At 69.5% G+C, this 12,434-nt stretch carries 12 protein-coding genes and 6 pseudogenes; 3 read left to right on the forward strand and 15 right to left on the reverse strand.

Going from position 1 to position 12,434, the window contains the following annotated elements; genetic code table 11:
• The first annotated feature begins 101 nt into the window (after positions 1-101).
• The gene (locus QQK48_RS03670; RefSeq protein ID WP_284329297.1) at positions 102-320 is read left to right on the forward strand and encodes a PadR family transcriptional regulator; all 219 of its coding nucleotides are present in this window, start codon (positions 102-104) and stop codon (positions 318-320) included.
• Positions 317-1,441 (forward strand): permease prefix domain 1-containing protein, encoded by a 1,125-nt coding sequence (locus QQK48_RS03675; protein ID WP_284327513.1) that lies wholly within the window; start codon positions 317-319, stop codon positions 1,439-1,441. The genes QQK48_RS03670 and QQK48_RS03675 overlap by 4 nt, the downstream gene beginning before the upstream one ends.
• Here QQK48_RS03675 and QQK48_RS03680 read toward each other — a convergent pair.
• A pseudogene (locus QQK48_RS03680) lies at positions 1,411-1,835 on the reverse strand (thioredoxin family protein). The gene QQK48_RS03675 and the pseudogene QQK48_RS03680 overlap by 31 nt on opposite strands.
• Before the next feature lie 187 nt (positions 1,836-2,022).
• Between QQK48_RS03680 and QQK48_RS03685 the strand changes: the two are divergent.
• The gene (locus tag QQK48_RS03685) at positions 2,023-2,514 is read left to right on the forward strand and encodes a DUF4916 domain-containing protein (protein WP_348523426.1); all 492 of its coding nucleotides are present in this window, start codon (positions 2,023-2,025) and stop codon (positions 2,512-2,514) included.
• A gap of 34 nt (positions 2,515-2,548) precedes the next feature.
• Here QQK48_RS03685 and QQK48_RS03690 read toward each other — a convergent pair whose 3' ends face one another.
• From QQK48_RS03690 to QQK48_RS03760, 14 genes and pseudogenes are all read right to left on the reverse strand, one after another.
• A complete protein-coding gene (locus QQK48_RS03690) occupies positions 2,549-2,803 on the reverse strand; it encodes a helix-turn-helix transcriptional regulator (protein ID WP_284327514.1) in 255 nt (84 codons plus the stop codon).
• A 13-nt stretch (positions 2,804-2,816) separates the two neighbouring features.
• A complete protein-coding gene (locus QQK48_RS03695) occupies positions 2,817-3,665 on the reverse strand; it encodes an ABC transporter permease (RefSeq protein ID WP_284327515.1) in 849 nt (282 codons plus the stop codon).
• Positions 3,662-4,468 (reverse strand): ABC transporter ATP-binding protein, encoded by an 807-nt coding sequence (locus QQK48_RS03700; RefSeq protein ID WP_284329298.1) that lies wholly within the window; start codon positions 4,466-4,468, stop codon positions 3,662-3,664. Before QQK48_RS03700 ends, QQK48_RS03695 begins: the two co-directional genes overlap by 4 nt.
• Before the next feature lie 160 nt (positions 4,469-4,628).
• A pseudogene (gene rdgB / locus QQK48_RS03705) lies at positions 4,629-5,244 on the reverse strand (RdgB/HAM1 family non-canonical purine NTP pyrophosphatase).
• Positions 5,241-5,972: a ribonuclease PH gene (gene rph / locus QQK48_RS03710; protein WP_284327516.1), complete on the reverse strand. Its 732-nt coding sequence runs from the start codon at positions 5,970-5,972 to the stop codon at positions 5,241-5,243. The pseudogene rdgB and the gene rph overlap by 4 nt, the downstream one beginning before the upstream one ends.
• Before the next feature lie 18 nt (positions 5,973-5,990).
• Entirely contained in the window at positions 5,991-6,794 is an 804-nt protein-coding gene (locus QQK48_RS21170) for an MBL fold metallo-hydrolase (protein WP_488798416.1), read from the reverse strand.
• Positions 6,791-7,604 (reverse strand): annotated as a pseudogene (murI, locus tag QQK48_RS03725) (glutamate racemase). Before murI ends, QQK48_RS21170 begins: the two are co-directional and overlap by 4 nt.
• On the reverse strand, positions 7,597-8,157 hold the full coding sequence (locus QQK48_RS03730) for a DUF2017 family protein (protein WP_284327518.1): 561 nt from the start codon (positions 8,155-8,157) through the stop codon (positions 7,597-7,599). The pseudogene murI and the gene QQK48_RS03730 overlap by 8 nt, the downstream one beginning before the upstream one ends.
• Before the next feature lie 81 nt (positions 8,158-8,238).
• Positions 8,239-8,506, reverse strand: a pseudogene (gene clpS / locus QQK48_RS03735) (ATP-dependent Clp protease adapter ClpS).
• 63 nt (positions 8,507-8,569) lie between these two features.
• A pseudogene (locus QQK48_RS03740) lies at positions 8,570-8,858 on the reverse strand (DUF3039 domain-containing protein).
• Positions 8,859-8,956: 98 nt separating this feature from the next.
• A complete protein-coding gene (locus QQK48_RS03745) occupies positions 8,957-10,534 on the reverse strand; it encodes a hypothetical protein (protein ID WP_284327519.1) in 1,578 nt (525 codons plus the stop codon).
• A gap of 17 nt (positions 10,535-10,551) precedes the next feature.
• Positions 10,552-11,334, reverse strand: a complete 783-nt coding sequence (locus QQK48_RS03750; protein WP_284327520.1) for an ABC transporter ATP-binding protein — start codon at positions 11,332-11,334, stop codon at positions 10,552-10,554.
• Between the two features lie 57 nt (positions 11,335-11,391).
• A complete protein-coding gene (locus QQK48_RS03755) occupies positions 11,392-11,832 on the reverse strand; it encodes a sodium:calcium antiporter (RefSeq protein ID WP_284329299.1) in 441 nt (146 codons plus the stop codon).
• A pseudogene (locus QQK48_RS03760) lies at positions 11,754-12,356 on the reverse strand (sodium:calcium antiporter); the annotation flags it as partial. The gene QQK48_RS03755 and the pseudogene QQK48_RS03760, both read right to left, overlap by 79 nt.
• Positions 12,357-12,434: the final 78 nt, after the last annotated feature.

Consider the following 12,434-nt stretch of genomic DNA (forward strand, 5'->3'; position numbering starts at 1 on the left):
ATACGTGGACCTCATGGTCCTCTCGCTCCTGCGCCACGGCCCGTCCTACGCCTACGAGCCTCGCCCAGCGCATCACCGATGTCTCAGGCGCGGAGTACGCCATCAAGCAGACCACCCTCTACTCGGCGGTCAAGCGGCTCGAGTCCGGCGGACTGGTAGTCGCCTCGCCCGGCGTCTCACCCACCGGCAAGCCCCGTACCTACTACTCCATTACCGACGATGGCCTGGCCCACGTCGCACTCAAGACCGAGGAATGGCGCCACACCAAGACGGTCGTGGATCGGTTCGTTGACCAGCATCCCGAAGGAGGGACACCGTGAACGTCATCACTGTCTACCTGGACACCATGTTCAGCGCCTACCCGGTCACGCCCCGCATGGCGGAGGCGAAGACCGAACTGCGCGGCATGATGGAGGACGCCTACACGTCGCTGATCGCGCAGGGCCACACCGAGAACGAGGCCGTCGGCCAGGTGATCCGAGACTTCGGCAACCTGGAGGAGGTCGCCCCGGTCCTTGGCATCACCTCCCTTCTCTCTGGGGCCGATGCGGGTCCTGCCGATGCCGTCGCTGGCGCTGGCGCTGGCGCTGGCGGCAGTGTCACGTCGCCTGCGTACCCGCCGGTCACGCTCGACGAGGCCAAGGCGTTCGCCGCGGCGCAGCGCGCCAGCAGCCGCCGCATCGCCCCCGGCGTCGTGCTATTCGTCCTGTCGCCCATCACGCTCATCGTGGCGACGGTTGCTGCCGAGACGGGCCACCTGGCGCTGTCCGAAGGCGCCGCGAGCATGCTCGGGCTCCTGGTCCTGCTCAGCCTGGTCGCGGTGGGGGTGCTGCTGTGCCTCGCGGCTGGCCGCGAGACCGCGCCCTACGCCCGCCTGGACAGCGGCGACTTCTCGCCGGACCCCGAGGTCACCGCCTGGGCCAAGACTCATGCCGCAGTGCACGAGCCGCGGCGGTCGCGCGCACTTCAGGTGGCCATCGCGTTGTGGATCCTTGCCGCAGTGCCCGTCCTGGCGTTCTCCCTGCTGACCGAGGAGTGGGCCGACACCGACTTCTGGTCGGCGGTAGGTGTGGGACTCACCCTCGCCGTCGTCGCGACGGGCCTCGCGGTGTACCTGCCCCACACGTGGTCCTCCACGGTCGCCGAGACCTTCGCCGACGGCGCACCGGGCGAGGCGCGCGATGACGACGATGAGGACAGCATCGTGGGCGTCATCGCGGCGTTCTATTGGCCGCTCCTGACCGCAGCGTTCCTCGCGTGGAGTTTCCTGGGCAATGCCTGGCACATCTCATGGATTCTGTGGCCCGTGGGGGCCGTGCTCTTCGGCGCCATCGCCGGCGGCATCGGCGCCCTGGAGAGCCTACAGGTCGTCGAGGAAGTAGCCCGACGGCGCGCACCCTGCGGCCGCTATCACCACAGCCGAAGGCCCCGGTCACCGTGAGGGTGACCGGGGCCTTCGGCTGAAACGGGTGTTACGCCTGCTGCTCGGCGAGCCTTGGCGCGGACCTCGTCCATGTCGAGTCCTGCGACGGCGTCCACGACCTGCTGCGCCGCGGCGCGGGCAGCGCGCCAGCCTGCTGGAACACCATGATGCCGTCACGGAACGCCATCAGGGTCGGGATCGCGGTGACGCCGAACTGCGCCCCCAGCGCCTGCTCGGCCTCGGTGTCGACCTTGGCGTGCACCACCTCGGTGTTCACCTCGGACGAAGCGTCGTAGATCGGCGAGAAGCGCTTACAGGGTCCGCACCACTCGGCCCAGAAGTCGACCAGCACGATGCCGTCCTTGGTGACGGTCTCCTCGAAGGTCTCGGTGGTCAAGTCAACGGTTGCCATAGGGGTGTCCTTCCGTCAGTTGCTCCCCTGGATCGCCTGGGGAAACGTCTGCACCCCTGGCACTATTCCGCCTACCTTCCCACGACTCGGCGCGCGTGGAGACCACCGCCGGATTCTCACGGTACAAAGGAAGGCATGACGGATATGGCGGAGCCTGCCCCCGAACCCTCCGGCTGGCTCAGCGATCGTGAGCCTTCAGCACATTCGCGGCGAACTGCCGATGGTGTACGTGAACGTGGTGCCCGTGCGCGTGGACGCCACGGGCCAGGTCACCGAGGTGGGCCTGCTGCTGCGTGCGGACGACGACGCCATCTCGCGAGCGCTGATCGCCGGCCGGGTGCTCTATCACGAGCGGATCAGGGACGCCCTGATCCGCAACATCGAGAAGGACCTTGGCGGCGTCGCGCTCCCCCGCATCCCCGCCTCGCCCGTGCCGTTCGCGGTGGCGGAGTACTTCCCCACCAAGGGCGTCACGCCGTTCCACGACACGCGCCAGCACGCGGTCGCGCTCGCCTATGTGGTGCCCGTTGACGGCGACTGCGAGCCCAGCCAGAACGCCCTCGATATCGTCTGGCTCAGCCCCGAGGAGGCCGGCAGCGAGGAGGTCGCCTCGGACATGCTCGGCGGTCAGCACACGCTCTTGCGCCAGGCGCTCGCGCACTGCGGGCTCATCGCTTAGCAGCCTCCTGCATCGGCCGATGCTGGAGCGCCTCTCAGTGACCCTGGTCCCCCACCTGGGGAAACGGCCGCAGCGAGAACAAGGCTTCCACGGGCAAGTCAAACATCTCTGCCGCCCTCAGGGCTAGCGCGAGCGATGGGCTGTACTCCCCACGCTCGAGGTATCCCACGGTCTGGTAGTGGATTCCCAACGCGGAGGCCAGGTCGCGCCGCGAGATGCCTCGCTCGATCCGCGCTTGGCGCAACCGCGAAAAGACCTCATCTGACCGATCCCCTGCCGCCGGGGTCACGCGGCCGTTCCCGTCATCGGACAGCCGCCTGCGCGACGTCGTCCCGCGCGCGCGCCACTGCCGATCCGGACTGATGAGCGGCTACGTGTCGCAGGGCGAGGCGCGCGGCAATTACGGAAGCCACAGCCCACACGGCGAGCACGGCCACCGCAGCCACGGGGCGCCACTGACCCCCGACCTCGACGGAGGCAGCCTCGTCAGGCAACAGCGACCAGCGCATGCCGTGACCGAGCCAGTACAGGGGTAGCGATTGTGCGATCGGCTGCAGCCAGCCCCAGAGGTTCTGGACAGGGTTGAAGACGCCAGACACGACCATCATCAGGACCACCGGGATGAGCCCCCACGTGGCCGCTCGCCGCGCATCGGGAACCAAGCACCCCAGCGCGATGCCAAGCGACAGGAGCACCACGGCACCGAGCACAAGGAACCCCGCCGCGGCGATCCAGCCGACGGCACCATGCGCCGACTGCGCACCGAGAAATCCAACCGCGGGGACGATGAGCACCACCAGCATGGGCACCGCGCCAAGGATATTGAGGAAGACTTGCGCCGTGAGGTAGACGCTGAGGCCCCGCGGCGCGTTGCGCATGCGAAGCACCGTGCCATCCTCCCGTTCCTGTGCGATCGCGAACATGGGCCCCATGGTGAAGCCCATCGCAGCGATCATGGTCAAAATGGCGGGCATCGCGACCGACGCGTAGGCGATGTCGAGTCCCGCCACGTCTCGGTCGCGCCCCGTCCACAAGAATCCCAGTGCCACCAGCGCACCGATCAGATAGAACGTCTGATCCTGGGAGCCTTCGTGGCTCAGAATGAACTCTCTCCAGGCCCGATTCCAGGCGTGGGCATACACGGCGCTCATGCCGCCTCCTCCGTCGTGATCGACGCCTCGAGCGCCGAGTCGACCAGGGCGAGGTAACTGTCCTCGAGCGAGGGCCTGCGCACCTCGAGCCCGCCAATACGACTCCCCTCGGGCCCATTGAGCAGATCCCGCACAAAACGCGTCGCGGCGTGTGTCGCATGAACGTGAACGTGCCCGTCGAGGGACCACCGCACTTGCGTTTCACGGCCAAGGGTGTCGGCGAGGGCATCCGCGGTGGCATCGGCCACGATGCGCCCTCCGGCGAGGATGACCACCCGGTCCGCCAACCGCTCCGCCTCGCCAAGGTCATGCGTCGTCAGCAGCACCGTGGTCTCCTCCTCGTCCACCAGGGCATGAATGAGTTCGTGAAACCCGCGCCGGGCGTCTGGGTCGAGCCCCGCGGTGGGCTCATCGAGGAAGAGCACTTCCGGACGCCCGACGATCCCGACCGCGACATCGAGCCGGCGCCGCTGACCCCCGGACAGGGTGCGGATCTTCGCGTCCGCCTTGTCGGCGAGGCCCACGAGGTCGAGCAACGTGTCGGCGTCGCGCGGCCGCGGCCGTGCAACGGTCCCGTACTCCGAGTAAAGGCTGCCCATGAACGCGAGGAGATCCCGTGGACTCCAGCGAGCATGATCTCGCCACGACTGCATCACGATCCCCACCCGGGCACGCCACGCGTCCCCTGCGCGGAGGGGGTCCGACCCCAGGACGTCGACGCTCCCTGCCGATGGCCGTCGCATTCCCTCGAGGATCTCGATCGTGGTGGTCTTGCCTGCCCCGTTCGGCCCCAGCAAGGTCACGACCTCGCCACGCCCCACGGACAGATCAACGCCGTCGAGGACGGTGAGTTCGCCGTAGGCTCATGCGCAGTCCCTGCGCGCGGATCACGGGCTCCAGTGCGGTCGACGTCGCCATGTAGCATTTGTACTACATTTGTAGCATCTCTGCTACATCGCGATGTCAGCCGTCGAGCAACTGCGCCACGTGGGGTGCGAGCGCCCGGAAGGCGGCGCCACGATGCGACACCGCGTTCTTCGCGTCCGCGTCGAGCCTCGGCGTTCGAGAGGGTCTGCCCCTCGCCCATGAAGATGGGGTCATAGCCGAACCCGTGCTCACCCTGCGCGGCGCGCAGCAGTCGGCCTGGCTGGCGTCCCTCACACACGATCTCGCGGCCATCCGGCGTCACCAGGACGGCGGCGCACACGAAGGCGGCGGCACGGTGCCCGTCGGGGATGTCTTCCATCTGTGCCAGCAGCAGGTCGAGGTTTTCCTGGTCGGCGCCGTGACGGCCCGACCACAGCGCGGAGAAGATGCCCGGCGCGCCGCCCATGACGTCCACGGCGATGCCCGAATCGTCCGCGATCGCGGGCAGCCCGGTCGACGCGGCCAGCGCCCGCGCCTTGATGAGCGCGTTTCCGGCAAACGAGGTCCCGTCCTCGACGGGGCTCGGGGCGCCGGGCTCCTTGGCCGATGCCACGTCCTCCCTGGTCAGGCCAGGGACCTCGGGCGCGAGGATGGCCCAGATCTCGCCCACCTTGTGGGCGTTGTGGGTGGCGATTGCGAGACGAGCGGTCATCGGACCGGCCCGTCGGTGGCGTCGAGCGCGGCGTTCTGCAGGCGCGTCGCCTCCGCATTGCCTGCGGTCGCGAGCGCCAGGAGGGCGTCGAGCTCAGTCTTCGAGAACGGCTTGCCCTCGGCGGTGCCCTGCACCTCGACGAAGCCGCCGTCGCCGGTCATCACGACGTTCATGTCCGTCTCGGCGCGCACGTCCTCGACGTAGGGCAGGTCGAGCATCGGCGTGCCGTCGATGATGCCGACCGAGATGGCGGACACCGAGCCGGTCAGGGGGCTGCGACCGGGCTTGATGAAGCCCTGGGCTCGCCCGTAGGCCACCGCGTCCGCGAGCGCCACGTAGGCACCGGTAATGGCGGCGGTGCGGGTGCCACCGTCGGCGTCCAGCACGTCGCAGTCGAGCACGATGGTGTTCTCGCCGAGCGCCTTCACGTCCACGATGGCGCGCAGGGAGCGGCCGATGAGACGCGAGATCTCCATGGTGCGGCCGCCGATCTTGCCGCGCACGGACTCGCGGTCGTTGCGGGTGTGGGTGGCGCGCGGCAGCATCGCGTACTCGGCGGTCACCCAACCCTCGCCGGAACCCTTCTTCCAGCGCGGCACGCCCTCCGTGAACGACGCGGAGCACAGCACGCGCGTGCCTCCAAAGGTGACGAGGCAGGACCCCTCGGCGCTGCGCTGGAAGCCGCGCTCAAACGAGACGGGACGGAGCCTGGTCGGGGGTGCGCCCATCGGCGCGGGTGATGTCGCTCATGCGACGAGCCTAACGGCGAGGCTCAGGCCTCGATGCGCATCCCCGGACGGGCCAGGGCGATGTCTCCAGAAAAGCCCCGTGCCGCCTCCGCCTCGATGCTCGGACAGTCGGCCCACGGCGGAAGGTGCGTGAGGATGAGCCGCCCCACCTGGGCACGCTCCGCGACCTGACCGGCGGCGAGGCCCGTGAGGTGAATCCCCGGCGGGGCGTTCTCGGAGGTGAGGAACGAGGCTTCGCTCAGCAAGACGTCGGCGCCTGCGGCGGCCACGTCGAGGCCGTCGCATTCGTCGGTGTCGCCGGTGTACGTGAGGATGGCCGATGCCCTGGCACGGTGCTCGCTGGGGCCCTCGATACGCATCGCGTAGGCGGGGACGGGATGGTGGACGGCCTCCACGGTCACCGTCAGCGGGCCGATGCGGGTCTCGCCCGATGCCTGCCACACGGTGCAGGGCAGGCTTGTCGGTGACGTCATCCGCGCCAGCCATCTGTGCGATGCGGCCCGCGGTGCCGAAGGGTCCGTACACCGGCACGGGATCGAACGGGCCCTCGGGGTGGTACTTGAGATAGGTGTCGAGGTGGGCCAGGTCCGCGCAGTGGTCGGGGTGAAGGTGGCTGAGGAGGACCGCGTCGAGGTCGCGTGGGTCGCAGTAGCGCTGGAGCGCCCCCATCGCGCCTGCCCCCATGTCCAGGACCACCCTCCAGGTCCGGCCGGCCACGTCATCGGCCTCAAGGAGGTAGCAGGACGATGCCGAGGCCGGGCCGGGCACCGAGCCCGAGCAGCCGACGACCGTGAGCCTCATCGGGTCACGCCGAGCGAGTCGACAGACGTGACGACCGGGCCGAGGAACCGCTGCGCGAGCGCCTCGAATCGTGCGGTCTCCCCCGTCGCCGAGAAGCGGTGCTCGGCGAGCGAGCCCGTGTCGCGGGCCAGGCCGTGGCGGGTCAACGACCGGAACACGTCGATCGCCGTCTCGGTCGCGGAATCCACCAGCGTGACGTCCGGTCCCATGACATAGCCGATGGCGCCGGCGAGCATCGGATAGTGGGTGCAGCCCAGGATGAGGGTGTCGACATCGGCCGCCTGCAACGGTGCGAGGTACTCGCGTGCCACGTCGATGACCTCGGGGCCGGAGGTGACGCCCGCCTCGACGAGGCTCCACGAACCGGGGGCAGGCCTGCGAGAACACCTCGACGCCGGGGGCTGCGGCGAGGGCGTCGTCGTAGGCGCCGCTCGTGATGGTCGCGGCGGTGCCGATGACGCCGACGCGCCCCGACTTGGTCAGCGTCGCCGCGCGGCGCACCGCGGGCACGATGACCTCCACGACCGGCACCCCGCGCTCCCGCGCGAACCGCTCACGGGCGTCACGAAGGACGGCGGCAGAGGCGGTGTTGCAGGCGATGACGAGCATCTTGACGCCGTCGGCGACGAGGCCATCCATGATGTCGAGGGCGTGGGCGCGGACCTCCGAGATGGGGAGCGGACCGTAGGGGCCGAACGCGGTGTCTCCGACGTAGTGCACGGACTCGTGAGGAAGCATGTCCATGATCTCGCGGGCGACCGTGAGGCCGCCCACTCCCGAGTCGAACACCCCGATGGGCGCGTCAGACATCCTGCTCCTCTTCTCCGGTCATGAGGCAGTGCAGGAGGGATTCCTGCAGCCAGGTGAGGGCCTGATACAGCATGCCGAGCCACACTCGCTCGGGGTCCACACCCAGGTCCTCGTGGGCGTCGGTATCCATCGCATGGCTCGCGAGGTCGATCTCTGCGTGGAGCCTCTCGGCGTCCTCGTCCGTCTCGAGGCGCAGGCGCGCCGCGAGCACCAGACGCACATCTGTCAGGGCCGATGCGGTCGCGAGCGCCTCGTCGAGGCGCACGTGCCACTCGGCTCCCTCATCGCTCAACTGCTCCCACATCGTCCTGAGGCGCGCAACCTTGAGAGAGCGCAGGTCGGGCTCGGTGAGGCGGCGGAACTCGTCGGCGATCTCGTGGTCGTCACGCGAAGCGGAGGGCAGGACACGCCGGACGGCGGGGTCGCTGGGCTCCGCGAGGGACTCCTCGAGGCCCGCGAGCGCCCGGAACACATCATCGACGTGGTCGCGCGCGTCGCGGTCGAGCTCGGCTGGCGCCGCGAAGTCGTCGGCCCCCAGGAGCCTGGCCGACATCCGCGACGATGCGCGCGATGACCACGCGCTCCTCCGCCTCGAGCGTGGCGACCGCGTGGCCGTCGCGCGTCTCGAACGCCCTCACTCGCCGCTCCGCTGCAGGGTGGCCCACAGGCCGTAGCCGTGCATCGCCTGCACGTCGACCTCCATGCGCTCACGGCCGCCGGTGCTCATGACCGCCCGGCCTTGTTCGTGCACTTCGCGCATCTTGACCTCGGCCTGATCGCGGGTGAGCGCGAAGTACGTCTGGAACACGTGAGTGACATACCATGAGGTTGACGGGGTCATTCCACACGATGGTGACCCAGGCGTCGTCGAGGCGGGTCGCGACGGCACCTTCACGCTCCAGCCTGCTCCTCGGTAGACACGTGTCTAGCCTAGGCTCGCGCGGAGGCGAACCGTGGGAGGTGCGTCAGTCGTCGCCGTCCTCCGGACCAAACCGACCGTCGATGATCTCCTTGCACGCGGGACACACGGGGAATCGCTGCGGATCGCGTCCGGGGACCCACACCTTGCCGCACAGGGCGATCACGGGTTCGCCGGACAGTGCCGACTCCATGATCTTTTCCTTGCGCACGTAGTGGGCGAAGCGCTCCGCGTCACCGGGCTCGCTCAGGCTCGCGCTGCTCGACGCGCTCGATGGTCGTGGTGCCACCCTGGGGGGCGCCGGTGTCGGGCTGCGGCTCGAGGGTCTCGCTCATGCGGCCCATCCTACGTCGCCTCTCCCCCGCCCTCCCACTAATGGATTTTGGTCAATCAAGGGGCCTTCGTTGACCGAAATCCACCAGTCGGGCGGAGGTTAGGCAACGCGGGCGAGCAGGCGACCCGAGCGGGCGTCGTACAGCGCGCCCGCGAGCCGTGTCCCGCCCCACAGCAGCGTCGCGCCCAACCCAAGGCCGGTCACGAGGGCGACCCAGCCCCACCCCGTGTGCACGGTCAGCGCCAGCACCAGGGGCACCGTGACGAACGGCAGCACCAGCAGCGTCGCGGCCGAGGACAGCAACTGAGACCCGAGGGAGGCGCCCAGCGACCCCACCTCCGCGCCAAAGGGGTTCTCTCCCGGCGCCGGTGCACGGTAGGGCAAGAGAACGGACGCCACCGAGGCGACTCCCAGCGTCGCGCCGAGGGTGCCGAGCGTTGCGCCCAGCAGGCCCGGCGCGGCGGCCCACCTACCCGACCACGCGAGGATTCCGCACGCCGCGAGCACGCAGGCGGGCGCGGCCCACACCAAGGTCGCCTGCGCACGGCCCACCATGATCTGACGGCCGAGTCGCCCCGAGACGAGGTCGAGCCACAACGCGGTGTGGTCGTAGGCCACGTCGTTGTGGCGGCCCCAACCGATGGACGCGGCGAGCATCACGGGCGCGACGAAGGCCCAGCGGGTGTCGAGGCCAAGGATCGGCATCGCGATCGCGAAGAAGATGACGGGCAGCGCGACCACGCCCGATGCCGCCACCAGGTAGCGCGCATCGGTCCCCCACGACACGAGGAGGCGTGACCGGATCGCCCTGGTGGGGGCATCGGCCGTCCACCAGGACAGCAAGGGGACACGGCCGGACCCGTCGCCTGCCCCGGCGAGGACCGCATCGGCCCCCGGCGCCTGCCGCCGCCCCGATGTACCGGGTGCACGAGCGCATGCGCGATCGAGTCGCGCCACGCCAGCGCCAGCACGACGGCAGTGCCAGCCATGAGCACCAGCCGCCACGTCACCGACCACCACCGCCCGTACGCCGCGCCCTCGGCCGCCGCCATGCCCGCGCCGATCGGCGTGCGCCCGAGCCACTCCATGACCACTTGGCCCTCGTACTGGAGCGCGGAGTCGATGCCGTCGCGCAGCGCGAGCCACGCCACCGAGGCCAGCACCGCCGCGGCCAGTCCGATCGCGAGCAGCAGGACGCCACGGGCGCGGCGATCGTTGACCGCACGCGCCGCCCACGCCACCGCGACCCGTGCGCCGAGAACCATCACCATGAGCGTCAGCACCGCCCCGGCGAGCCCCACGGCAACGGCCGCGCCCCCGGCCGCCCTCCAGCCTGGCCGCGAGGACCACGAAGACGCCCGCGAAGAACAGTGCGGGAACCGTGAGGAAACCCGCGACGATGAGGCCGGGCGCAATCTGGCGCGCGGAAACCCCGAAGGTCGCGAACCGCCCCGGGTCGAGGGTGTCCTCGAGCCCCGTCACCAGCAGCGGGACCGTGATCCAGCCGCCGATGCAGATGGCAGCGACGACGACCAGGATGTCGGCGCGGACATCGGGCGTCTCGTCGAGCAGTCGATGACTCGCCCAGAACACCGCTGGGACCAGCGACAACGACCAGACCGCGCCGCCGATGAGGAGCAGTGCTCGCCACCATTCGCGCGCCAACTGATGACGCACGGTGGCGTATTTCAGCCTTAGGACTGTCGCAACCACGTGAGGTCCCGCTGATCCTCGATGTCGCCCACGAGTCCCACGAAGCGCGCCTCGAGGTCCTCACCGCCGCGCACCTCGTCAAGCGTGCCCGCGGCGAGGATTCGTCCGTGCCCCACCACCGCCACGTGATCGCAGAGCCTCTCCACGAGCGCCATCACGTGACTCGACATGACGACGGTGCCGCCGCTGGCGACGAACTCCTGAAGGATTCGTCGAATGGCGCCAGCGGAGACGGGGTCAACGGCCTCGAAGGGCTCGTCAAGCACCAGCACCCGTGGCGCATGCACCAGGGCACACGCGAGGCCGATCTTCTTGGTCATGCCCGCGCTGTAGTCCGTCACCAGGGTGGAGCCGGCCGCGTCGAGGTCGAGAGCGGCGAGAAGGTCATCCCGACGCTCGCGCACGGTCTCGCGCGGCAGTCCCCGCATGAGACCCGCGTAGGAGATCAACTCGCCACCCGTGAGGCGGTCGAAGCTGTGCAGCCCGTCGGGAAGCACTCCCACCATGGCCTTCGCGGCGGCCGGGTCGCGCCACATGTCGACGCCGTGAATCAGAGCATGCCCCGCATCGGGCTGCAGGAGCCCCGTCGCCATGGACAGCGTGGTGGTCTTGCCAGCACCGTTGGGACCCACCACGCCGTAAAACGAATGCGTGGGGATATCGAGATCCACGCGGTCGACGGCCAGCGTGGCGCCGAACCGCTTGGTGAGGCCCCTCAGCGACAGCGCGATGGCGCGCGGAGGGCCCGTGGGGGCGTCCGTCATGGCGTCAGCCTAGACCCGCGCATCGGCCAATCAAGCAGGGCCGATGCGTCGGATTTGTCACCCTCCGGCGGTCACCAGGTACACGGTGTAGGCCAGCCACAGCGCGATGAGGATGGCGCCCTCGAGACGGTTGATGCGCCCGTCCCTGCGCCACCGGAAGCCGAAAGCGATCAGCAGCAGGGTGAACGCCATGAGGATCGGCATGTCGCGGTGGAGGAGGTCTGCGGAGACCGCCGCGGGCTGAATGAGTCCCGCCACTCCCACCACGCCCAGCGAGTTGAACAGGTTCGAGCCGATGACGTTGCCGAGCGCGAGGTCGTTCTCGCCCTTACGGGCGGCCGCAATCGAGGACGCGAGCCCGGCGCAGAGGTACCGACCGCCACCACGGTGAGGCCAATGACGAGGTCCGACCAACCCAGGGCGGTCGCGATCTCCGTCGCGCCCCACACCAGCACGCGGCTGGCCACCACGAGGATGACGAGCCCCACCACGAGCCATGTCCACGCGGCGCGGCGGCTCAGCGGATGGTCGGCGGCATGGTGCTCGACGTCTTGCTCGAGGCGGTCGCCCTGCTGGCTGCGCGCCTGCAGGATCTGCCACGTGAGGAGCACGGCAAGCAGGAGCAGCATTGCGCCGGCGTCGCCGCTGGAGAGTTCGCCGTCGCTCATGAGTAGCCAGGCGATCGCCGTGACCACCACGAGCAGGGGAAGCTCGGTGCGCAGGACCCCTCGCTTGACGACGATGGGGAGCAGGATTGCCGTGACACCGAGGATGAGGCCGATGTTCGCGATGTTGGAGCCGAAGGCGTTGCCCAGCGCGATCTCGGGGGCACCCTCCGCCGCAGCGAAGGCCGAGACCACAAGTTCCGGCGCCGACGTCCCGAAGCCGATGACGATCATGCCGATCAGGAGCGGGGCCATCCCGAGGTAGCGCGCCACGGTCGAAGCGCCCAACACAAATCGATCGGCGCTCCACGCGAGCACCACCAGGCCAACAAGGGTCGCGATGATGGGGACGAGCATGACCAGAGCCTAATCGTGGGATATCCCCCGGAAGGGTGGTGACATCCAACCTACGGTCGCGTAGGGTTGCGCGAAACG

This window comes from Demequina litorisediminis, assembly GCF_030161615.1.
GTDB classification, from domain to species: Bacteria; Actinomycetota; Actinomycetes; order Actinomycetales; family Demequinaceae; genus Demequina; species Demequina litorisediminis.

Bases quoted from the DNA above. Each gene is read 5' to 3' on its own strand.
- QQK48_RS03695 (WP_284327515.1), bottom strand. From the start codon at position 3,665: ATGAGCGCCGTGTATGCCCACGCCTGGAATCGGGCCTGGAGAGAGTTC.
- rph (WP_284327516.1), bottom strand. From the start codon at position 5,972: ATGGGCGCACCCCCGACCAGGCTCCGTCCCGTCTCGTTTGAGCGCGGC.
- QQK48_RS21170 (WP_488798416.1), bottom strand. From the start codon at position 6,794: ATGAGGCTCACGGTCGTCGGCTGCTCGGGCTCGGTGCCCGGCCCGGCC.
- QQK48_RS03730 (WP_284327518.1), bottom strand. From the start codon at position 8,157: ATGTCGGCCAGGCTCCTGGGGGCCGACGACTTCGCGGCGCCAGCCGAG.
- QQK48_RS03750 (WP_284327520.1), bottom strand. From the start codon at position 11,334: ATGACGGACGCCCCCACGGGCCCTCCGCGCGCCATCGCGCTGTCGCTG.
- QQK48_RS03755 (WP_284329299.1), bottom strand. From the start codon at position 11,832: ATGGCTCGTGGTGGGGCTCGTCATCCTCGTGGTGGCCAGCCGCGTGCT.